The sequence below is a fragment of the Sinorhizobium sp. 8-89 genome, assembly GCF_030124325.1.
In the GTDB taxonomy this organism is placed as follows: domain Bacteria; phylum Pseudomonadota; class Alphaproteobacteria; order Rhizobiales; family Rhizobiaceae; genus Sinorhizobium.
The window spans coordinates 44,920-66,406 of record NZ_JASKLR010000020.1; the positions used below are offsets into that span (position 1 = coordinate 44,920).

Sequence of the window (21,487 nt, forward strand, 5' to 3'; positions counted from 1 at the left end):
TTTCATTGAAGCCGTGGAATTACTCCAACCCTTTGAAATTACGCAGGTCCGCAGGGAAAGCGGCTACACACTTTTCTGGCTCTAGCGCTCCGGCCTGAGGCGATCGTCGCATCGCTCGATAAGGTCGGGCATCAGCAGAATTTGCAGCGCCTCCGGTTGTTCGCCCTCCATGCGGCGCAGGATGAATTTGCCAAGCAGCGCGCTCGGTTCGCCGATCGGCAAGTAATAGGTGGTGATCGGCGGCGCGAAATACTGGCTGACGTTCAAGTCGTCGGTGGCATTGATGACCGCGTCGCGACCATGGACGAGGCCACCGCGCGTGGAAGCCGGAGAAGGCACCAAGCGCGGTGGCCTCGTTGGCGCAGATATAGGCGGTCGGCGGATCCGTAAGTTGAGACATGGCGATCACGTTTTCCCGACCGAAGGCCGGGGTCAGCCGCCCGTGGGCGACCAGGGCCGGATCATAGGGAAGGCCCGCGATGTCGAGCGCTTGCCGGTAACTGTTAAGCCGAACAATGCCGTAGGTCAGCTGCTCCACCGGATTGAGCAGGGCGATGCGCCGGTGCCCGCGCGCGACCAAGCGCGCCATCGATATGCGGATCATTTGCTGGTTGTCGGCGTCCACATAGGCGTGCGGCTCGTTCTCGATGCTCATGCCATAGGTGACGAAGGGAAAATCCGCCTCCTGCATCACACGGATGCGCGGATCGTCGGCGCGCGTACCGGAAATGATGATGCCGTCCGCCTTTTTCAGCGAGACGATCTGCTTGATCGTCGCGAGACTTTCCTCGAAATCGCGCACTGCAAAAAGGGCGACGCGGTAAGGGCTTTCCTCCAGCGCCCAGGAAATACCGCTCAGGAGTTGAGCGTATTCGACGCCTTCCCATTCGTCCTGCTTCGGCCCCGGCGCCGTCATGATCGCGGCGACCTGAAAGGTCTTGCCGGTACGCAACTGCACGCCGTGAAGATTAAGCTCGTAGCCGATCCGCTCGGCGGCATCGAAGACGATCGCGCGCGTTTCCGGACGAACCTGCGGCGAGTGTTTCAACGCCTTGGACACGGTGGCGATCGACAGCCCCGTCTCCTGCGCAATGGTCTTGATCGTCGGTCGCTGCATCGCCGTTCAACTCTTTACCGGTTTTCGTCGCGAAGGGATTGCGCCAGCAGCAGATAGACCGCCGACGTCCAGGCGAACGCCCGGTCGTGCAAGCCCCTCCCCGACCGTGCGTCGAAGTTTTCGGCCATACCGCTTTTGTTGGCAAGTGCACAGAACTTTTGCGCGATTTCTCGCGCCAATGCGCCCTCGCCCTGCCGACGCAGGCCGTCCCAGAGGAGGTAGGTCGTCGGCGCCCAGATCGGCCCACGCCAATAGCCGTCGTCCTCGTAGAAGCGGCTCTGCGGGCTCTCGGTCGCCGGTCCCCATTCGGTGATGAAGCCGCCCGCCTTGAGCCTGGCGACAAGCCTTTTACTGATCGCCGCCGGGAGGCGCTTGCCGAGAAGCAACGGCATGAACTGGATCAGGCTTTCCCCGTCGACAACGCGGCCCGGATCGCTTGCGAGCCGCGCGCCAAATGTCTCGCCGGTCCACAGCCGGTCGATCAGCAGCGCGTGCAGCCTGTCGGCCGTCTCGGACCAGACGGCGGCACGGCTGGCATTGTCCGTGAGCAGCGTGGCAAGGGCGTCGCAGGCAAGGATCAGGAACACCGGCAGGTCGGGAGAAAGAACCGGACCGCCCTTGGCAAAGAAACTCGCATTGTCCCAGCCGCTGTCGTTGCCATGAAAATAGCTCGGCAGTTCGTGTTCGCCGGCTCGCGCACACGTCAGCCAATAGGCAATCTGCCGGCCGATCGCAGTGCAAAGATAGGCTTTGCGCTCGGGCGTCAGGAAATCCGGCTGCGCCGCGGCGATCAAGGACACCGCCCAGCCGTGCACCGGCGGCTTGGTAAAGGCGAAGAGCACGTCGCGGTCGTTCACATAGTCGGGCAAGAGGCCGGAGGGGTGCTGATGATCGAAGATCGCGGCAAACTGATCGAAGGCGAGCTTTTCATCGAAAGCCGCCACACCCAGCGCCGAGAAAGCGTTGTCCCAGCTCCAGATGTTGATCATGTGATTTTTCGACATGTAGATCGCCGGCCGCGTCAGCGCGCCGCCGGCGGGCACGGCATTCGCCCAGAGCAGGTAGGCGGCAAGCCGGCGCGCTTCCTCTCCGCCCGCCACGCCTGCGGGTACCGATCGATACCAGGCGGAAAACTCCGCCGCCACGCCGGCATGTGCCGCGTCGAAGCCGCCCGGCTTTTCCAGCGGCGGCAGCGCGCGGAAAAAATCCACGTTGCCTTCGAAGCCGCCTTCACCGGAGAAGGCGAAAGAGACCTCGGTCGAACGATCGCGCTGCCATTCACCAGAGACGGCAAGATCTCCTGAAACGACTCTTGGAATGAACTTGACGTTCTCGGCGGCCGCGACGAGGCAATCCTCGCCGGCGGGCGTGCGGTAGACATAGTCGTAGCGCGAGCCTTCGAGATGGAAGCGAACGCCCCCGCGTTCGCCTTTCAGATACAGCCGCTCGCCCTCGCCGATCACGAAACGCACGCAACCCTCGCCGATCCGCGCGACGAACTGGTCCGGCGACAGCTCCAAGCGAGCCTCGGCGATTTCTCCTGTCCGATCCAGGAATTCGACGCGGCAGAGTCGACCAAGCGAGGGACGCTCGTCACCGCCGCTGACGTGTCTCAGATAGAGGGCGCGCTCGCTCTCACGGCCCGGCACCCGCATCATCGACAGCGTCAGGAACCGTCCCCTTCGGCTGAAGGGAACATGCTCGATATCGAACAGCATGGCCTAACCTTTCACCGATGAGCCGACCGCGCCATCCATGATGTAGCGTTGCGCCAGGAAAAAGAGCACGAGCGGCGGCAGGCAGAGGATCACGGTGATCGCCGCGATCGAGGTCACGTCGACCTCATGCAGGCCCTTGAACATCGAAAGCCCGAGCGTCAGCGTGTATTTCGACTGGTCGTTGAGGAAGATCAGCGGGCCGAGATAATCGTTCCAGGCATTCATGAAGTGGAAGGTCCCGACGAGCACCAGCGCCGGCATCATCAGGGGCAGATGGATGCGCCAATAAATGTCGAAGCTGTTCGCCCCGTCCATCCGCGCCGCCTCGTCGATCTCCATCGGCACCGTCATGATGTATTGCCGGAGCAGGAAGACGAAGAACGCGTCAGCGAAATAGGCAGGCACGATCAATGGTTTGAGCGTGTTGATCCAGCCCAGCATGTTGAACTCCATGTAGAGCGGAATCATCTTCACGTCCCACGGAATCATCATCGTTGCGAGCAACAGGATGAAGAGCGCATCGCGCCCGGGAAATCGAAAGCGGGCAAAGCCGAAGGCGACGAGCGAACTCGAGAGTAGTTGCCCGACCGTCGAGAAGACGACGACGATCAGCGAGTTCGTGAGATAGGTGCCGAACGGCTGCTTGCTCCAGGCGGCGGCAAAGTTCTCCCAGTGCCATTCGGACGGCCAGAAGACCGGCGGGAACTGATAGAGTTCGGCCGAGCTTTTGATCGCCGTCACGAAAGTCCAGTAGAAGGGCGCGATGAAGAGCGCGGAGGCAAGGATCAGCGCCGAATAGAGGAAGGTCTTACGCATTGCGCTCTCCGTCGGCCTGGCGGATCTCGCCTTCGTAGTAGACCCAGGCGGCAGACCAGCGCATCACCACGAGGCTCAAGGCAAGCACGATGACGAACATCACCCAGGAGCCGGCCGCGGCATAACCCATGTCGAAATATTTGAAGGCGTTGTCGTAGACATACATGGCGAAGAAATAAGTTGAACCGAGCGGACCGCCCTTCGTCAAAAGCAGCGCGATCGTCAGTTGTTGGAAGGCGGAGATGATCGAGGTGATGAAGGTGAAGATGAGCATCGGCCCGAGCATCGGCAGCGTGATGAACAGCATTTGGGCCCAGCCGGGCACGCCAGAGATGGTCGCGGCCTCGTAAAGCTCCTTCGGGATCGCCTTGAGGCCGGTGAGCAGAATCAGCATCGTGCCGCCGAGCCCCCAGAGACTGGCGATGATGATCGCGACGATCGCAAGATTGGGATCGCCGAGCCAGTTCGGGCCGTCGATGCCGACGAGCGACAGCATGAAGTTCAAGAGCCCGTATTCCCTGCTGTAGATCCAGCTCCAGATCGTCACCAGGGCGACGCCGGAAATGACGCTTGGCAGATAGAAGGCGGTGCGGAAGAAGCCGCTGGCAAAGGTCACGTGGTGCAGCATCAGCGCCAGGAAGAACGACATGACGATGTTGAACGGCACGTAGATCGCCGCGAACTTCACGGTGATCCAGAGGCTCTCCCAGAACTGCGGGTCCTCGGTGAACATCGAACGGTAGTTGTCGAGGCCGACGAAGGTGCGCTCGCCGACCACCGGCCAGTCGAAGAAACTCATCGTCAGCGAGAACAGGAGCGGCCCGAGCGTGAAGAACAGGAAACCGAGAATCCACGGGGAAATGAACAGATAGGGCGCAATGTGGCGCCTGACGCTCGCACGCTTGCGGCGCGCCGCTCCTGTCTGCGTTCCGGCATAGGCCATATCCATTTCCCCGTTCCTCGCTTATTTCAACAGTCGCTTCGAGCGAGCCACGGCATCGTCCAGATGCGCCTTGGCGTTGCCCTGATCGATCATCGTCGCCTCGATGGCGCGCGCCAGGTTGTCCTGGATCTTGCCCCAGTTCTCGTTCTTCAAATACGCGTGGATTTCAATGTTCGAGGTGGCGAGGATGTCGAAGAACGGCTTGTAGACCGGGTCCTTGGTCATGCCCTTCGCTTCGGCGACGCTGGTGCGGACCGGCAGGTCGTTGGTGCGCATGGCAACCGCTTCCGGCGAGGAGAAGAACTTTACGAATTCCCAGGCGAGATCCGGATGGGTGGCGTCCTTGGCGATCGAAATCGCCGATACACCGAGCGCCGAATGGGCGACATGGTCGCCGAACTTCGGCAGCGGCGCCACGCCATAGTTGAAGCCGGCAGCATCGATGCCCGCCTTCGACCACATGGCGCTCTGGAACATGGCGATCTTGCCGCCCTTGAAGAGCGTCCCGCCCGACGTATCGTCGCCGAGATTGAGGGTCACCGCCTCGTGCGACTTGGCCATATCGGCGAACATGTCGAGCACCTCGGCGGCCGCATCGCTGTTCATATAGCCATCGATCTCCTTGCCGTCGTCGGAGATGTATTTAGTGCCGTTCGACCACAGGAACTGCTCGAAGTCATAGGGGTCCGGTTTGGCGTCGACGGCGAAGCCATAGACCTTGTTCGCCTCATCGCGGAACTTCGCAGCCTTGGCGCGGAGGTCCTCCCAGGTCCATCCGTCCTTCGGCTGCTCAACGCCGGCCTTGGCGAACATGTCCTTGTTGTAGAAGACGACCTGGGTGGTGAAGCCCGAGGGCATGCCGTAGGTCTTGCCCTCGACGCGCGTCGTGTTCATCAACCCTTGAGGGAAATCGTCCGGCTTGATCTCGGCGGCATCGCGCGCGATCAGCTCGTCGAGCGGCATCAACGACGTGTAATATTGCGGAAAATTCCACATATACATGACGTCCGGCGGATTGCCGGCGCCGAAGGCGGCGACGAGCTTCTGGTCGTAACCGTCCGCATAGGGTTCGACCTGAACCTTCACGCCCGGATGCTTTTCCTCGAATTTCTTTGCGATCGCCTGCTGGATTGCAAGGCTTTCATCCGTGTCCCAGGTCGCGAAACGCAAGGTCTCTTCCGCCCGCGTGGTCGCTCCCGTTAGCGCGAGCGCCAAAAACGAGCCGGCGATCGACTTCGTCATCTTATGCATGTCTCTCCTCCAAAACCGGGCCGCGCGGGCCCCTTCCCTCTTCTTGATTGATGAGCGCCCGCGTCTCGGCATCGAGCGGCCGTTCGATCGCCTTCCCGTCGGCATCGAAGAGATGGCAATGCTCGGAAGGAATGCGGATATGGACGCGCTCGCGGGTTGAGACGGGATGCGTGCCGCGCACGACCGCGGTCAGATCACCGCCGCCTTCGAGGCTGATATGGACGTGGCTTTCGGTGCCGAGGCGTTCGACGAGCCTGACATTGCCGGCAAGATGCGCTTCATCGGGCGATGTCAACTCCAACTTGTTCGGGCGAATTCCAAGCGTCACGGGGCAGTCGCGGCCGATCGGCGCGGGCGAAAGCGTGTCGAGCGAAAGCTCCCGCGCGAGCCCGCCGCCGGCAAGCCTCAGGCCCGTCTCGCACTCGTCCGCCACGTTGGCGTTGACGAAATTCATGCGGGGGGAGCCGATGAACCCTGCGACGAAGAGGTTTGCCGGCCGATAGAACAGTTCCAGCGGCGTGCCGAACTGGCTGACCTTGCCCTTGTCGAGCACGACAACGCGATCGGAGAGCGTCATCGCTTCCACCTGATCATGCGTCACATAGATCATCGTCACGGCGAGACGCTCGTGCAGGGCCGCGAGCTCGACACGCATCGTCACGCGTAGCCCCGCATCGAGATTGGAGAGCGGCTCGTCGAGCAGGAACAGCTTCGGCTCGCGCACAATCGCCCGGCCGATCGCCACGCGCTGGCGCTGGCCACCGGAAAGCTGGCGCGGCTTGCGGTTCAGAAGCTCGGTAATACGCAACACCTCGGCCGCGTTCGTGACGCGCCGATCGATCTCGTCGCGCTTCATGCCGTTCAGCGCCAGGCCGAAAGAGAGATTCTTGCGGACGTTCATGTGCGGGTAGAGCGCGTAGTTTTGGAACACCATCGCAATGTCGCGCTTCGCCGACGGCAAGTCGGTGATGTCACGCTCGCCAAGGCGGATCGAGCCGCCGTCGAGATTTTCGAGCCCGGCGATCGAGCGCAGCAACGTGCTCTTGCCGCAGCCCGATGGGCCGAGAAAGCAGACGAACTCACCGTCGGCGATGTCGAGGTCGATGCCCTTCAACACTTCCAGCGAGCCGAAGCCCTTGCAAAGATTTTCGATGCGGATCGCTGCCAAAAAATCTCTCCCCAAAGCGCACGAGGCGATCGCTGCCTTCGATGCACCACATAGTTAAACGTTTTTATAGACGAAAAAAACGTTTAACTTACGTGTAAAGCGAAAATTCAGAGACCGTTTCAAGGTGGCGGTTTCAGGCGGCCATGATTCAAGTTTCTGATGTCGACAGCAGCGATGGCCGCCGTGTTGGGGGCATGTCAAGCGTGCGTTGTTGGACTAGGCGACATCTTGTAGATTTGGCACGACACCTTGGAGATTGGGAACATGGCGCTCAAGCGGATGGACAACGTTGGAATCGTCGTCGAAGACCTCGGAGGCGCGATTGATTTCTTTGGCGAACTCGGCCTTGAGCTCGAAGGGCGGGCCACGATCGAAGGAGAATGGGCCGGACGTGTCACTGGACTGGGTGATCAGCGTGTCGAGATTGCCATGATGCGCACACCTGATGGACACAGCCGGCTCGAGCTCTCCCGCTTCCTCACGCCGCCTGTCGTCGCAGATCACCGGAACGCCCCGGTCAACGCTCTCGGCTACCTCCGCGTCATGTTCACCGTGGACGACATCGACGAGACGCTTGAAAGGCTCCGTACGCGCGGCGTGCAGCTCGTAGGCGAAGTGGTCCAGTATAAAGACGCGTATCGGCTCTGCTACATTCGTGGGCCTGAAGGGCTGCTCATCGGACTCGCCCAAGAAACTAGCTGAGGGCGATACGAAGACAAATGGCGACGAGTGACCAATGTCAGCGAGCGCGTCCGAGGCGGCCCCGCCTGTTCGAGGTCCATCCCTCCACGGTCGGCCCGGCAGGGCAGAGGGGGTGTTGACACCACTGCAGCCGGATTGACTCTGGCCGGCTCCGCCCCGCGACCGGTTGATCAACCGCTCGAAACACTTGCCAGCACCTCGTCGAGCGCATCGAGGAAATAGTCGCTGTTCTCGGCGCTAAAGGGCGCCGGCGGTTTGATCTTCAGCACGTTGTGATGCGGCCCCTCGCTTGAAAGCAGGATCCGGTACTTCCTCTTCATTTCGGCAATGACAAAGTCGAGTTCGCTCGCGGCCGGCTCCAGGGTTTCTCGATCGCGCACGAGTTCTATGCCGTTAAAAAGACCATGGCCACGCACGTCAGCGATGATTGGGTGCCGCTCCGCCAGCCGGCGCGCACCATCCATCAAACGCTTGCCGACGACCGCGCAATGGTGCACCAGCCGCTCGTCGCGAATGACGTCGAGTACCGCAAGGCCGATCTCCGCGGAAACCGGATTGCCGCCGAACGTATTGAAATACTCCATCCCATTGGCAAAGGTCGCCGCGATCGCCTCGGTGGTGACAACGGCCGCCATCGGATGACCGTTGCCGATCGGCTTTCCCATGGTGACGATATCGGGCACGACGCCTTGGGTCTCGTGCGCCCACATGTGAGTGCCGACACGGCCGAAGCCCACCTGCACCTCGTCCGCCAGGCACAATCCTCCGGCAGCGCGCACATGGGAGTAAGCCTGCTTCAGATATCCCTCCGGCAGGACCAATTGGCCGCCGGTCCCCAAAATGCCCTCGCTGAAGAACAGCGCCGGCTTGCGGCCTTCCGCCGCCAGCGCTTCGACCTGACGTTTGACGTCTTCGGCATATTTCGCCCCCGCATCGGCATCGCCGTAACGGTAGCGGCCGCGGTAGAGATCCGGCATCTCGGCGACGCGCACATGCGCCGGCCTGCCCTCCCCGCCTTTGCCGGCGAATTTATAGGGACTGACGTCGATCAGGCTCGAGAGATGGCCGTGATAGGCGTGATCGACCGTGATGATGTCGCGGTTGCCGGTATAGGCACGGGCGAGCCGGATCGCGAGATCATTCGCCTCGCTGCCGGAATTAACGAAGAAGCAGACGTTCAGGTGGTCGGGGAAGAGTGCGGTCAGCCGCCGCGAATATTCGACCAGGCTGTCGTGCAGATAGCGCGAATTGGTATTGAGCCGCGCCATTTGCGTCTCGGCCGCCTTGACCACACGCGGATGGCAGTGGCCGACATGGCAGACATTGTTGACCATGTCGAGCCAGCGGGTGCCCTCCTCGTCGATCAGATAGGCACCTTCGCCGCCGACGATCTTGAGCGGCGCCGCGCTATAGGCGATGCTCAACGACCGGCCGATGCGGCGATGGCGTTCGCGCACCAGAAATTCCTTGTCGCGCGAAACGGTTACCGAGGCCGGCACCGAAAGCCCGAGCACGACGCTCGGATCAGGGCTCACTTCGCGCCAGACCTGCCATTGGTCGCGCACGCCGACGCCATGCATCCGCGCTTCGAGACCGAGGTGATCGGTAACGATCTGGAAATGCAGATGCGGCACCCAACCGCCGTTTTCATCGCGGGCGCCTAGGGCCGCGAAAGCCTCCCCCTTGGTGATCGGCTGACCGATCGCAAGTTTTTCCGCGCTCTCGCGCGACAGGTGACCGTAAAGCGTCCAGAACACGTCACCCTCGGCGGTCACGTGCTCAATGAGCACCGTCGGACCGAAACCGTGCGCCACGGCGTCGTCATGGTAGAAGGCGACCTTGCCCGCAAACGGTGCATGAACGGATTCGCCGGCCGGCGCAAAAATATCGACGCCGAGATGGACGGTGCGCCGCTGGCTCGCGACCGTCGTGCGATAGGCATCCCCCTTGTAGACCGCGCGGTCCTCGCCATAAAGGCCAAGGCCGAAGTCCGCGCCCTCGTCGCGGATAAGCTCCTCGATCCGGGCTTCCGCCTTCGCCTTGTCAAGTGTCGCCCAGTCGTTCGCAGCGAGCCCGCTTGCCGAAAAATCGAAGACCGCTGCCTTCGGCTTCGAGACTGCCGGCCTTATGATTCTCGAAAAATCATGGGCGTTCCGCTCGAGCCAGCGCACGATCCGCGCCGCCGTGGGAACCGGTTCGAAGCCACAGGCATCCCGAAGGCGAGCAACGGCAATTGCGCGGTTTTCGCGCTCGATCCGCTGCAGTTCGCGCCAGACATCCTTTTGGCTGACGAGCAGATAGGTGTTCTCGGGATTCTCGCGGATCTGTTTTGCTGCCACGCAGATGCTGACGGCGTAGCGCGTGCGCACGAGGTCGAAGATCAGCTCGACTTCGGTTTCCGTAAGCGGGTTGACGTCGTGATAAGCGCCGGCAAGGCGGGCGATGGTGCCAACCGCATCCTCCGCGCCGATCAGAGCATAGGCGGAGGCCACCGCGATCTCGATGACGCGAAAAGTCTCGACCATGTCGCCGAAGTCGAGCAGGCCGCTGACGCGTCCATCGGCGTCGAGAAGCACATTGTAATCATTGGCGTCGTTGTGGATCACCTGCCGCGGGCAAGCCTTCAGGCGCGGCAGCACGGCGGAAACGAAATGATCGAGAATGGCGCGAACCACGTTGCGCTTTTCCTCGTCCGCGATCAGATCGACATGGGCGCGATGCATCTCGGCCTGAGCGAGATCCCAGCCATAAACGCGCCCTGCACCCGGATGATCGAAGCCCGTCAAGGCGCGGTCGAGCGCGCCGAGCAAGGCTCCCAATGTCTCGACGCTTGCAGCGCTGCGGTTCGAAGCTCCCGCCCAGGTTTCGCCGGGCAGCCAGGTGAGGAGCCGGGCAAGGCGCGCTCCCTTGAAGTCGACGGAACTGAGCAGCGCGCCGGAACGATCCGGCAGGGCGCGGGAGACGGGCAATGCCGGCGCTGCCAGGGCCAGGTGCTCGAGAACGGCGACCTGCATGTCGAGCTCTTCCGAAGCACCCGCCGCGTGCAGCTTCAGCAGGAATTCACTGCCGTCGCTCGCGCGAACACGGAAATTGAGGTCGTGTTCGCCCGGCAGCGCGGAGATCTCTCCCTCCATCCCATAGGTCCCGGTCAGCAGCTTTTTGATCGCCGCTATCTCCTGTCCGCCCAAATCCTTCGTGGTCATGATCCCGCTCACATTCTCACCATGAAACCCGCTTGCCGTCGAAAGCGAGGAAGCTGCCGCTATTGGCGAGCCCCGCTTTGTCGATGACCGCTTTGAGCCCGGCTGCGCTCTCCGCGATCGGGACTGTCGCCGCCTCGCCGCCCATGTCGGTCTTTACCCAGCCGGGATGCAGCGACAGAACCGCAACTCCGCGCTTACGCAGATCCTGAGCGAGCTTCACCGTCGCCATGTTCAGCGCCGCCTTGGAGCAGCGATAGGCATAGTCGCCCTCGTCATCGTCGAGCGTGCCCTCAACCAGCGATCCCGCACGGCTGCTGATATTGGCGACGATCCGGCGCTCGCCGGCGAGGATGTTGGATAGAAGCGCCCGCACCAGAAGAAGCGGGGCCAATGCGTTGACGCGCATGACCTCGAGGAACTCCTCCGGATCGAGCGTCGCCAAGCCGCCCGTGTCGCCGCGAATTCCGGCATTGTTGATCAGGAGGTCGATCGGCAGGCCGTCGAGTTCGCGCGCCAATGTGACAATCGAATTGCTATCGGCGACATCCAGCCTTCGCCGGGCGAGCCTGGGGTCAACCGAAGCCGAGACGGAACGCCCGCAGGCAATCACCTGCCAGCCAGAATCGGCATAGAGCCGTGCGAGCTCCAGGCCGAGACCGCGGGAAGCGCCGGTGATCAGGACCGTGGGGCCGGTCATGGTGCTCCTCCTATCGATGCTTGATGTCATATTTTCGCTCGATCATGTTGACGAGGCTCGCCGCTGCAAGCGTCAGGAAGATGTAGAAGATCGCTGCCGAGTTATAGGGCGCAAAGGGCAGGAAGCTTGCCGACTGGAACTCGCGCATGCGCTGGGTGATGTCGCGGATCGACAGGATCGACAGCAGCGACGTGTCCTTGAGGATGGCGATCAACTCGTTGCCGAGCGGCGGGATGATGATCCGGAAGGCCTGCGGCAGCACGACGAGCCGCGCCGTCTGCCAGCGGTTGAGACCGATGCTGCGCGCCGCCTCGATTTGGCCGACGGGAATGGCATTGATGCCGGAGCGAAAGATTTCGGCGAGATAGGCGGAATAGGCAAGCGCCATCGCGACGATGCCGCGCATCAGGTTAGGCGGGTCGAAGACGCCTTGGGTCGCGTCCTTCAAGGCGCCGCTCAGGGGCAGTCCGACATAGAGCACAATCACCAGCATCGGTATGCCGCGAATGGTATCGACGACGAACTCCGATCCGATCGCCAGCGGATGGCGCCGATGCAGGTAGCCGCCGAAGGTGAGCAGGCCGAGGATGATGGCGAGCACCGCGAAGGTGATGCCAGCCGACCGGTCCCGGTCGTTCAGCGCTTCGGTTTCCCAGAGTACCCGCCAACCTGCGGGAGCTGCCGCCTTAGGTAAAAGCGCAGCCGTCACGTCCTTCTTCTCCGCGGCCGCGACCGCTTCGGTCGGTCCAAGGAAGGTCCTGACGGCGGACTCGTTTTCGGGCGCACCCGGATATTGGCCGAAGCGCACAGCACCGATCAGGCCGGACGGCGTGTTGCTGACGATAGCCACCTTGCCTTCGAGCGAGCCAGCAAGCACATAGGCCTCGCGCGGCTGCAGCAGGAACCAGGCGGACGCGAGGGCAAGTGCAAGGGTCGCCAGCGCGAAAAGCAGGCTCGTGCGTGCGGTGTAGTGCAGTTGCAGCAGGCCGACCCAGATGAGCCCCATGACCGCCGCGAGAATATAGGCGGCGATGGCGGCGCGGATCGTCGTCGCAACCCCGGCGGCAAAGGCGATGTGTGCGAAGAAAAAGATGAAGATCAAACCCGCGCCATTGACGAAACCGAGGATCCAGGCGCCGACGCGGCGGAGCCGGGTGTCCGCCGCGTCGGTCTTGCGCGTGCCGGCGAAGAAAAGGCCAAGTCCCAGCAGGGTCATCCCGAAATAGGCCGGATAGAGTACGGATTCGACACCGTGCACCGCGAGGTCGGCCGCTTCCGACAACTGGCGGGGCGTCACGCCCTTGACCACGAGAGAAGACGTGAAGGGGTCGACGCCATTGGCGACGACGGAGGCAACGAAGGGATGAATGGTGCCGCTTGAGAGAAGGACGGCGGCGGCCACGAGATTGAGTATGGCGGCCGCCGTCGACAGCCGCGGGCGGTATGCCTTCGTCCGCGAAAGGAACAGAACGGCGATGCCGGACGCAAACGCGATCATCAAGGCCAGAAAGCCCGGTACGAAGGTGGAGGAACCGTTCTCCACGCCGAGTATCGCCCGTAGCGAGCGCTGGTAGTCCCCGGAGGAAGCAAAGAGATAGACGATGAATGGCAGCGCGGTCAGGATGATCAGATTGCTGGGCCGCACGCTTCTCAGAAACGACATTCATTTCTCCGAGGAGTATGTTCCGGAAAGTTCCTGGTCCCGGAACGGACAACGCGCTCCGGGACAGTCGGATCAAGTCGGCGGTCGGCCTATTTGAGGCCCCAATATTTGTCGACGAGTTGATCCAGCGTGCCGTCGTCCTTGATCATCTTCAGCCCTTCGTTGAAGGCCGCGACATTGGCGTCGCCCTTGCGGAAGACGAGGCCGAGCGGATCGGATTCGAGATCCTTGATCCCAACAACGAGCTCGCCGGCGAATTCGCGTTCATAGGCCGCGGCATTGGCGCCGTTGATGACGACGCCGTCCACATCCTTGTTCTTGAGGGCGATGATCGCCGCGCTGAAACTGTCATAGGCAACGACGTTCTCCTTGCCGACGACACCCTCGGCGACCTGCGCGTCGGTGGTGTTGGCCTGGGCGGAAAGCTTTTTGCCCTTGGTCTTGAAATCATCGAGGGACGCACCCTGATCCTCGACGCGCACCAGCACGGCCTGGCTGTTGACGATATAGGGGTCGGAGAAGTCCATGGCCTTCTTGCGCTCCTGGGTGATCGAGACGCCAGAGGCGACGAGGTCGAAGTTGCCCTGATCGAGCGCGGTGAAAATGCCGTCCCAGCCGGTGGTCACGAATTCCGCCTGGCAATTGATCTTGGCACAGATGGCATTGACCACGTCGACGTCGAATCCGACGACCTGACCGGTCGCCGGATCGACGCTTTCCATCGGCGGCGACGTCGTGTCCGAGCCGACTTTCAGGAGCTGGCCGCCGAGATCGACGGCATGGGCGGCGCCGGATGCCAGGGCCGACAGCGCAAGGGCAATCACAACGTTTTCTCCTCCGTTGTGAATTGTGGATCTCTCTACCCGACGAGACGCCCGCCGAGGCTGTCCGGCTGCCGCTCGATCAGCTTCGGCCGGAAGATCTGGCGCAGTTCCTTTGGCTCCTCGCCCGCCATGCGCCGCAACAGGAACTCACCGAGCGTGCGCCCGAGAACTTCGATCGGCTGGTAGAAGGTGGTAATCGGCGGCGTGAAATAGGCGCTGACATTGATGTCGTCATAGGCGATGACATCGATGTCGACGCCCACCTGCCGTCCGAGACTGCCAAGCGCCGAAAGCACGCCGAGGGTCGTCGACTCGTTGATGCAGACAAAGGCCGTCGGCGGTTCCGCCGACTGCAGGAGGCGAGCGGCGCTTTCCCTGCCGAAATGCGTTGAAAGATCGCCCTCAACGACAAGATCATGAGAGGCTGGCAGTCCCGCTTCGCGGAAAGCGCGCGTAAAACCGTCGATCCTGTCGAGCGCATAAGAAAGGCGCCGCTCCGGGTTGACGAGGGAGATGCGGCGGTGACCGCCAGCAATCAGCCTTGCCGTCGCCGCATGCGCCGCCCACTCGTTGTCGATATCGACATGGGCATACTCGAGCGGTTGGCGGCAGCGGCCAAGCGATACGAATGGAAACCGGCTCTCCACCAGAAGATCGATGCGCGGATCGTCGTCGAGGATGCCCGAAAAGATCAATCCGTCGGCCAGCCCCTGGTCGATGACCCGGCGTGCAACATCACAGCCCTCCGCCGCATCCCGAACGACATGCACCGACATGCGATAATCGCTGCCGTCCAGCGCCTGGCTGATGCCGCTCAGGATCTGGGTATATTCGACGCCGTCCCATTCGTAGTTTTGCGCCGCGGTCACCGGCATCAACACGGCTGCCTGGCAGGTCCGGCCGGTTCTAAGCGCCATGCCGCGTGCATTGGCCTGATAACCGGCCTCGCGCGCCGCCTTGAAGATCACCTCCCGGGTCGCGGGCGCGACCACCGGTGAACCGCGGAGTGCCTTCGAAATCGTGGCAATCGAATAGCCGGTGATGTCCGCCAGAGTCTTGATCGTTGGCGGTGCGCTACGGCGCGCTGTGGGATTCTCCGCGGCCATGCGTCCTCCCCGACCTTGGCAACATCGCGTTCACTAGCAGGCAATAAAAACGATTTCAACGAAAATATAAACGTTTTTATCGCTGATAGAGTTGTTGTTGAAATCACGCCTCCCTCCGCGGAAGCACACGGTCAGGTAGCGTCGCAGGCACAGTCGACAACAGGAATGGCAATCGCGTTCCGCGCGCAGCGGTCCGCCGTCTCACGATCCGGCAAAACGAATCAAAATAAGGCGAGCAGTTCCGCTGCCTTCCGCAGTGTCGTTAGCCTGAGAAGATCGGAAGCACCGCCGGGAGGCGCGCCCTCAGTGGGCAGTGTAGGCACCGTCCACCAGGTGGACGCTTCCGGTGATGAAGCTCGCTTGCTCGGAGAGGAGGAAGCACACGAGGGAGGCGACCTCTTCCGGCGTGCCGCGCCTTCCCATCGGCTGCAGCGACATCATGCGCCGGGTGCTCGCGATGTCGGCATGCTCCGACAACAGCGGCGTCTCGATCCAGCCGGGACCGACGGCATTGATGCGAACGCCGATTCGCGCATATTCCATGGCGGCGACCTTCGTCAGGCCGACCAAACCGTGCTTTGCTGCGGTATAGGCGGCCGCAGTCGGCAGACCAACCGAACCGAGAATGGAAGACATGTTGACGATCGCGCCGCCGCCCTGCGCCAGCATCGCGGCAATCTCATACTTCATACAGTAGAAAACGCCGTTCAGGTTGACGCTCATCACCTTGTGCCATTCGTCGAGCGGATAGTCGGCCGTCGGCTTGCGGATGCCATCGATCCCGGCATTGTTGACCGCCAGATGCAGGCCGCCGCATTCCTCGACGGCGAACTTTACCAACTTTTCCACAGCTTCGGCGTCGGCTACATCGACGGCGAAATCATGGGCCTTGCCTCCGACCGAGCGAATCTCGGCGGCGATTCGGCGCGCGGCGTCAGCATCCAGATCGGCAACAACGACCTCGGCCCCCTCGCCACCGAGCTGCCGGGAAACAGCCGCGCCAATTCCGGAACCCGCGCCGGTCACGACCGCAACCTTCCCCTCGAAGCCAAGTTTCATTTTGTCTATCCTTATTGCCGTCGTTCGACCTAATCGAGCGGGCGCGGGGCCGCAAGACGTTTCACAACCTACCCGGAGCGGCGACTGAATCGCCGGCCTGAAAACCCCGCAAGCTCCCGGGAACCCGCCTGTTGATCCCGCTCCTATTCACTCGCCTGATCTACGCGCCATCACAGATATACCACGCTTATCCTGCAGATGCTTTCGACAACGAACGAAGATGTTCCCCGTTCGCGCTTTCTACCCTCGCCGGCCATCTTAATCGGCGTGCAACACTTGGCCGCCACGCGCCGCAGTGTTAAAGACGAATCGGGGGCGCATCAATTTGCTCAGCAGGTAAAGATGGACAATGACCAAATTACGCGCCGGATGCTCGTTTTGGGCAGTCTGGCTCTGTTGACCTCTGGATGTAGTGCAACCTGGCAAGGCGTGGGAATCCCATCGCTGCTCCCAAGTACCTCCGGCGTGGATCCCCGCTACCGAAGGCGGCATGTCCGCTACGAAGGATACGAGGCGCCCGGAACGCTTGTCGTCGATACAACGCAGCGTTACCTTTACGCCGTCGAAGAGGGCGGTTGGGCGATGCGCTACGGGATCGGCGTCGGAGAAGAAGGCCTCACGATGAAAGGCAAGGCGGTCGTCGGCCGCAAGGCGGAGTGGCCCTCATGGACCCCGACCGCCAGCATGATCAAACGCAAGCCGCACCTGGCGCAATATGCGGGCGGCGTCTCCGGCGGGCCGCACAATCCGCTTGGCGCATCGGCCCTTTATCTCTATCGCGGCGGACAGGACACTATGTTTCGCGTGCACGGAACGAACGAGCCGTGGACCATCGGCCACGCGGTTTCGAACGGCTGCATCCGCCTGACGAACGAGGACATCGTCGATCTCTACAGCCGCACGCCCGTAGGCACCGAGGTATTGATCATCTGATGGTGTTTCCCCTTAATTTTCGGTATAAACAAGGAAGCTGTGTGTTTTTGGGACACCGTTGAAAGTTCGGCAACGACAAACCGGATGGCAACTGTGTCCTTTCTGCACTAGGCCGACTCGCAATTCGCCACTATTACTTTGAATGTTGCCTTCGATAACCCATTCCGACTATTGAGGAAAGGACTACTTGATGAGCCGATTTCTAATCGTGATGATTGCGTTGTTTTCCGTCGCCAGCCTGAGCGCTTGCGGGACGATTGGCAAGGGCAAGGGGAAGGAACCGCCACCGGCGGCGGCAGCGCCAGTAGAGCCGGCGCCAGTCTATAAATAAGGTTGACCTTAGCGTGGGGAGGGTCCCGTGGCCCTTCCCACGCGATCTAATCATGGCCACGCCGGCTTAGGATTTACAGCGCTGACGCCTGAAGCTCACAAAAGTTGGCTTCAACTTGCCGCTCATCAAAGCTCGGGAGATAGAGCGTAGTAATGACGCTTATACGAGGTCGCATATCGCTCGTGGTCTTGCTCGCACTGGCGACCACAGCATGTCAAACCGAAGACAAGGCTCCCCAACCGCGTTTTGTTTCGAGTTACGCTTCCACCGGAGCACTGCCTGCCGGAAGTTCTCAACAGAAAAACTACGGATACTTCATCGAGTTCCGCTCTCGCTACGCGCTTAGTTACGGGCACTCTTACGTGATCTTCGGGCGCACGAACAAGTCCGGAGCGATGATCGATCCTGAGGTCGCAGGACTTGCCCCGGCTACGACCGACACCGCACCCTACGTCATGGGCCATTTCCTGCCGGTCCCGGCCGAGACCGGGTGGAGCGACGGCGACCTGGAAGAAGAATACAGGTCGGCAAGCTGGCGCGTTCTGCTGACGGAATCCGAGTACCAGGAAGTCGTTGCGAACATTCGCAAGCTGAAAGCCAAGGCCCGCTTCTGGCACGCGTCGCTCTATAATTGCAACGCCTTCGTGGCGGAGATTGCGCGTTCCATGGGGTATAAGACACCCGGCATCTGGCTGAGGCCGCAAGAATTCATTACAAAGCTTCGGGAGATGAACGGCGGGTGAGCGCAATCGGTGCTCGCCCCCGCTTGTCCGACGGTCGGATCGTCCGACCGTCGCATTTTATCGGTCGGAGCGGAGCGTAATGGCCACATCCTTGACAGCTGTTGCGATGACCGCGGATCGCAGCGAAGCTTTGGTGAGCTAGCGTGAACCTAACAGTCGCTTCCGTCGGCGAAATCATCTGGGTACTCGGTATCGTCGCGTGGTACTTCATTCGGCGTCCTTATGAGCGCCGCGCCAAACGCGTGCGGGTTGTCAGCGACCGCCGCTCGGGTTCCGAGAAGGTCGGCCTTGCAGCGGCCCTGCTCGGCCTTGCGATCGTTCCCGGCTTTTACGTCGCCACCGGCATTCCGGAGACCGCCGACTACCCGGCGCAGCCGTGGGCTGTCGCTCTCGGCGCGCTGATCTTTGCCACGGCGATGTGGGTCTTCCGCAAAACCCACAAGGAACTCGGCCGCAACTGGTCCATTTCGCTGGAGATTCGCGACAAGCACGAACTGATTTCCCGCGGGCCATATGCGCTCGTCCGGCATCCGATGTACACCTCCTTCCTGCTTATGGGCGTTGGCCAAGCCTTTCTGCTGTCGAACTGGGTGATAGGCCTCGCCGGTCTGGTCGGCTTTGCCGTCCTGTTTTTCCTCAGGGTGGACAAGGAGGAGCGTATGATGCTGGAGATCTTCGGCGCGCAGTACCGCACCTATATGGCCAGGACCAAGCGAATTATCCCTTATCTTTACTAGAGGTGGCATGATGCGAGGTCGAGCCCTGAAGCTTTCGCCGGCACGACGCCTCGTCGGAGATCTGATGAGGTTTTCGATCGGCGTGCCACGGGTCACGGTGCAACGCCAGATGAACCTTGGCGCTCTGCAGAAAGCCAGGATGGCGCAACAGAGCAAGCCCTCCTGGATGGCGCTTTTCCTGAAAGGATACGCGCTTCTCTCCAAGGAGACCCCGGAGTTCCGCCGCGCCTACGTCAAGTTCCCGAGACCTCAGCTTTACGAATATCCCGGAAGCGTCGCCTCGGTTGCACATGAGCGCGAACATGACGGTGAGCGGGTCGTCCTGCTGAGCACCATCAAAACCCCTGAGCGTCGCTCGATCACCGAACTAGGGGAGCTGATCCAGGCCGCGCGATCACGCCCCGTGCAGGAGATCAAGGAGTTCCGCCGCGCATTGAAGCTCGCCCGCGCACCGGCGCCGATCCGGTGGCTGCTCATGTGGCTCGGCCTCAATATCGGACGGCAGCGGGCACGCCATTTCGGTACCTTCCAGCTGTCGGTCTATTCCGGCCTCGGCGCCGAGTCCCTCAACCCTCTGACGCCGCTCACCACGATTTTCAACTACGGTCCGATCGGCGAGGACGGATCGGTAATCGTCCGCATCCATTATGATCACCGGGTCATGGACGGCGCCAATGTCGCGCGCGCGCTGGAGCGGTTCGAAAAGATCCTGAACGGCGAGATCGCCGATGAAGTGGCAGGCTTTTCCGGGAGCGAAACCATTCCGGCCGCCGCGGCATCGGGACCGGCGGCATGACGCTGAAGCAAGAGTTCCGGCCAGCGGTCGTTGTCGTCGGCGCGTCGCGAGGCATCGGCAAGGCAATCGCCGAAGTGGCCGCAAGGGACGGCGCCACCGTGGTCCTGGTCGCGCGCTCGCCGGAGGACCTCCAAACCGTCGCGGCCGCAATTCAGAGGGCCGGAGGCGAGGCATTCCCGCTTGCGCTGGACCTGACGGCCAGTGACGCAGCGGCGCGTCTCGAAGATTTCCTGTCCGAAAAGCGTCTGATATGCGACGTTCTCGTCAACAGCGCCGGCTACGGCTTGCGCGGCGGAGCAGCGACACTACCGCTCGCCGAGCAGCTCGGGTTGATCGACCTCAATATCCGCGTCGTGACCGAGCTCACCCTCCGCTTCCTGCCGGGAATGGTGGCGCGTGGCCGGGGCGGCGTGATCAATCTTGGCTCTGTGGCAAGCTTCACCCCCGGGCCTTTTATGGCGCTATACTATGCGAGCAAGGGCTTCGTGCGTTCCTTTTCGGAGGCGCTGCATCAGGAAGTGCGCCGCGCCGGCGTGACCGTCACTTGCGTAGCTCCAGGGCCGGTGTCGACGGAGTTTCTCGAAAAGTCGGGTGCCGACAGGGCAGCGCTGTTCAAGGTTCTGCCCAAGCTTGATGCGGAATACGTGGCCGAACGCGCCTGGCGCGGATTCAAGGCACGCCGACGCCTCGTGATCCCGGGCATCTCCGCCAAGCTGGCGATCCTGGTCGCCGCATTTTTGCCTTCCGCGGCTCTTCTGCCCCTGATCGGCCGATTGCAACTGCGCGGCAACGACCCCTGCCCTTGCGGTTCAGGCAAGACGTTCAGGGACTGCTGCCGCGCGGGCCGATCGGAACGGCACGCTCCATCCGAAACGAGGGCCTGATCTTTGCCGCTGTGACGGCCGGTGGCTCGCTCCCCCGGACATGATTCGTTTCGCTTATACGGACGGAGCGATCAGTGTCAGCGACGGGAAATAGGTTCGGTAGCGGCCAATAGCTGGCTGGCGGCGGATTGCGCCCAGCTCGGCACCGGCGGATTTTCGGGGTGCAGTCAGGAAAGCTGCGACAGGCTCTGGATGCAATCGGATTTAATCGTTATGATTGAATTGACTGGAGTAGAGCCATGGAAACGAAGGTGCTGACGGCGCATGTGCCACTACCGCTCGCTGAGAAGGTCGACCAGATTGCCGCACGGCTCGAACGTTCGCGCGGCTGGATCGTAAAGCAAGCGCTGACAGCCTGGATCGCTCAAGAAGAGGAGCGCCGCCGCTTGACGCTGGAAGCGCTCGCCGATGTCGACGGGGGTCATGTCATCAGCCACCAGTCCGTCCAGGCTTGGGCCGACAGGCTGGAGAGTGACAAGCCTCTGCCTCTGCCGCTTTGATGAACATCCAGTGGACAACAAAGGCGGTTTCTGAGCTCGGGCGCCTTCATGATTTTCTCGCACCGGTCTATCGGAAAGCAGCAGCCCGCACCGTGCAGGCGCTGGCAAGCGCCCCAAACCGCCTGCTAGAACAGCCACGTATGGGCGAGCGGCTGGAGGAGTTCGATCCCCGCGAAGTCCGCCGCCTTCTCGTCGGCCATTACGAAATGCGCTATGAGCTCACGCAGTCAACAATCTACGTCCTGACCCTTTGGCATACGCGTGAGGGTCGCTAGACGCCCGTAATCACCATTGTC

At 61.8% G+C, this 21,487-nt stretch carries 20 protein-coding genes and 1 pseudogene; 9 read left to right on the forward strand and 12 right to left on the reverse strand.

Annotated features, from left to right (window positions below):
• Nucleotides 1–81: 81 nt before the first annotated feature.
• The 6 genes and pseudogenes from QN219_RS26205 to QN219_RS26230 all read right to left on the reverse strand — a co-directional run bounded on the left by QN219_RS26205 (nt 82) and on the right by QN219_RS26230 (nt 7,013).
• A pseudogene (locus QN219_RS26205) lies at nt 82–1,117 on the reverse strand (LacI family DNA-binding transcriptional regulator).
• A gap of 14 nt (nt 1,118–1,131) precedes the next feature.
• The gene (locus tag QN219_RS26210; protein ID WP_284003059.1) at nt 1,132–2,835 is read right to left on the reverse strand and encodes an MGH1-like glycoside hydrolase domain-containing protein; all 1,704 of its coding nucleotides are present in this window, start codon (nt 2,833–2,835) and stop codon (nt 1,132–1,134) included.
• A gap of 3 nt (nt 2,836–2,838) precedes the next feature.
• A complete protein-coding gene (locus QN219_RS26215) occupies nt 2,839–3,651 on the reverse strand; it encodes a carbohydrate ABC transporter permease (protein WP_284003061.1) in 813 nt (270 codons plus the stop codon).
• Nucleotides 3,644–4,600, reverse strand: a complete 957-nt coding sequence (locus QN219_RS26220; RefSeq protein WP_284003064.1) for a sugar ABC transporter permease — start codon at nt 4,598–4,600, stop codon at nt 3,644–3,646. The genes QN219_RS26215 and QN219_RS26220 overlap by 8 nt, the downstream gene beginning before the upstream one ends.
• A gap of 15 nt (nt 4,601–4,615) precedes the next feature.
• Nucleotides 4,616–5,845, reverse strand: a complete 1,230-nt coding sequence (locus tag QN219_RS26225) for a sugar ABC transporter substrate-binding protein (protein WP_284003066.1) — start codon at nt 5,843–5,845, stop codon at nt 4,616–4,618.
• Nucleotides 5,838–7,013 carry an ABC transporter ATP-binding protein gene (locus QN219_RS26230; protein WP_284003067.1) on the reverse strand — a complete coding sequence of 392 codons (1,176 nt, stop codon included), beginning with the start codon at nt 7,011–7,013 and terminating at the stop codon, nt 5,838–5,840. The genes QN219_RS26225 and QN219_RS26230 overlap by 8 nt, the downstream gene beginning before the upstream one ends.
• 264 nt (nt 7,014–7,277) lie before the next feature.
• On the opposite strand from QN219_RS26230, the gene QN219_RS26235 reads away from it, so the two are divergent.
• Complete coding sequence (locus QN219_RS26235; RefSeq protein ID WP_284003068.1) at nt 7,278–7,715, forward strand: VOC family protein; 438 nt, start codon at nt 7,278–7,280, stop codon at nt 7,713–7,715.
• A 170-nt stretch (nt 7,716–7,885) separates the two neighbouring features.
• Here QN219_RS26235 and QN219_RS26240 read toward each other — a convergent pair whose 3' ends face one another.
• The 6 genes from QN219_RS26240 to QN219_RS26265 form a co-directional block, all read right to left on the reverse strand.
• The gene (locus QN219_RS26240) at nt 7,886–10,918 is read right to left on the reverse strand and encodes an aminotransferase class III-fold pyridoxal phosphate-dependent enzyme (RefSeq protein WP_284003069.1); all 3,033 of its coding nucleotides are present in this window, start codon (nt 10,916–10,918) and stop codon (nt 7,886–7,888) included.
• A gap of 16 nt (nt 10,919–10,934) precedes the next feature.
• Nucleotides 10,935–11,615, reverse strand: coding sequence for an SDR family oxidoreductase (locus tag QN219_RS26245; protein ID WP_284003070.1), 681 nt, complete (start codon nt 11,613–11,615; stop codon nt 10,935–10,937).
• Nucleotides 11,616–11,625: 10 nt separating this feature from the next.
• Complete coding sequence (locus tag QN219_RS26250) at nt 11,626–13,278, reverse strand: amino acid ABC transporter permease (RefSeq protein WP_284003071.1); 1,653 nt, start codon at nt 13,276–13,278, stop codon at nt 11,626–11,628.
• An 89-nt stretch (nt 13,279–13,367) separates the two neighbouring features.
• Nucleotides 13,368–14,102, reverse strand: a complete 735-nt coding sequence (locus tag QN219_RS26255; RefSeq protein WP_284003074.1) for a transporter substrate-binding domain-containing protein — start codon at nt 14,100–14,102, stop codon at nt 13,368–13,370.
• 35 nt (nt 14,103–14,137) lie between these two features.
• Nucleotides 14,138–15,208 carry a LacI family DNA-binding transcriptional regulator gene (locus QN219_RS26260; RefSeq protein WP_284003075.1) on the reverse strand — a complete coding sequence of 357 codons (1,071 nt, stop codon included), beginning with the start codon at nt 15,206–15,208 and terminating at the stop codon, nt 14,138–14,140.
• Nucleotides 15,209–15,511: 303 nt separating this feature from the next.
• On the reverse strand, nt 15,512–16,267 hold the full coding sequence (locus tag QN219_RS26265) for an SDR family NAD(P)-dependent oxidoreductase (protein ID WP_284003076.1): 756 nt from the start codon (nt 16,265–16,267) through the stop codon (nt 15,512–15,514).
• A 342-nt stretch (nt 16,268–16,609) separates the two neighbouring features.
• Between QN219_RS26265 and QN219_RS26270 the strand changes: the two genes are divergently transcribed.
• From QN219_RS26270 to QN219_RS26305, 8 genes are all read left to right on the forward strand, one after another.
• Nucleotides 16,610–17,200, forward strand: a complete 591-nt coding sequence (locus QN219_RS26270) for a L,D-transpeptidase (RefSeq protein ID WP_284003078.1) — start codon at nt 16,610–16,612, stop codon at nt 17,198–17,200.
• A 190-nt stretch (nt 17,201–17,390) separates the two neighbouring features.
• Nucleotides 17,391–17,531, forward strand: coding sequence for an ABC transporter (locus tag QN219_RS26275; RefSeq protein ID WP_284003080.1), 141 nt, complete (start codon nt 17,391–17,393; stop codon nt 17,529–17,531).
• 152 nt (nt 17,532–17,683) lie between these two features.
• Nucleotides 17,684–18,274, forward strand: a complete 591-nt coding sequence (locus tag QN219_RS26280) for a hypothetical protein (RefSeq protein WP_284003082.1) — start codon at nt 17,684–17,686, stop codon at nt 18,272–18,274.
• A 143-nt stretch (nt 18,275–18,417) separates the two neighbouring features.
• Nucleotides 18,418–19,011 (forward strand): protein-S-isoprenylcysteine O-methyltransferase, encoded by a 594-nt coding sequence (locus tag QN219_RS26285; protein WP_284003084.1) that lies wholly within the window; start codon nt 18,418–18,420, stop codon nt 19,009–19,011.
• Between the two features lie 10 nt (nt 19,012–19,021).
• Complete coding sequence (locus QN219_RS26290) at nt 19,022–19,807, forward strand: hypothetical protein (protein ID WP_284003086.1); 786 nt, start codon at nt 19,022–19,024, stop codon at nt 19,805–19,807.
• Nucleotides 19,804–20,691 carry an SDR family NAD(P)-dependent oxidoreductase gene (locus tag QN219_RS26295; protein ID WP_284003089.1) on the forward strand — a complete coding sequence of 296 codons (888 nt, stop codon included), beginning with the start codon at nt 19,804–19,806 and terminating at the stop codon, nt 20,689–20,691. The genes QN219_RS26290 and QN219_RS26295 overlap by 4 nt, the downstream gene beginning before the upstream one ends.
• Nucleotides 20,692–20,930: 239 nt before the next feature.
• On the forward strand, nt 20,931–21,191 hold the full coding sequence (locus QN219_RS26300; protein WP_284003092.1) for a ribbon-helix-helix domain-containing protein: 261 nt from the start codon (nt 20,931–20,933) through the stop codon (nt 21,189–21,191).
• Nucleotides 21,191–21,466 (forward strand): type II toxin-antitoxin system RelE/ParE family toxin, encoded by a 276-nt coding sequence (locus tag QN219_RS26305; protein WP_284003094.1) that lies wholly within the window; start codon nt 21,191–21,193, stop codon nt 21,464–21,466. Before QN219_RS26300 ends, QN219_RS26305 begins: the two co-directional genes overlap by 1 nt.
• The last annotated feature ends 21 nt before the right edge of the window (nt 21,467–21,487 follow it).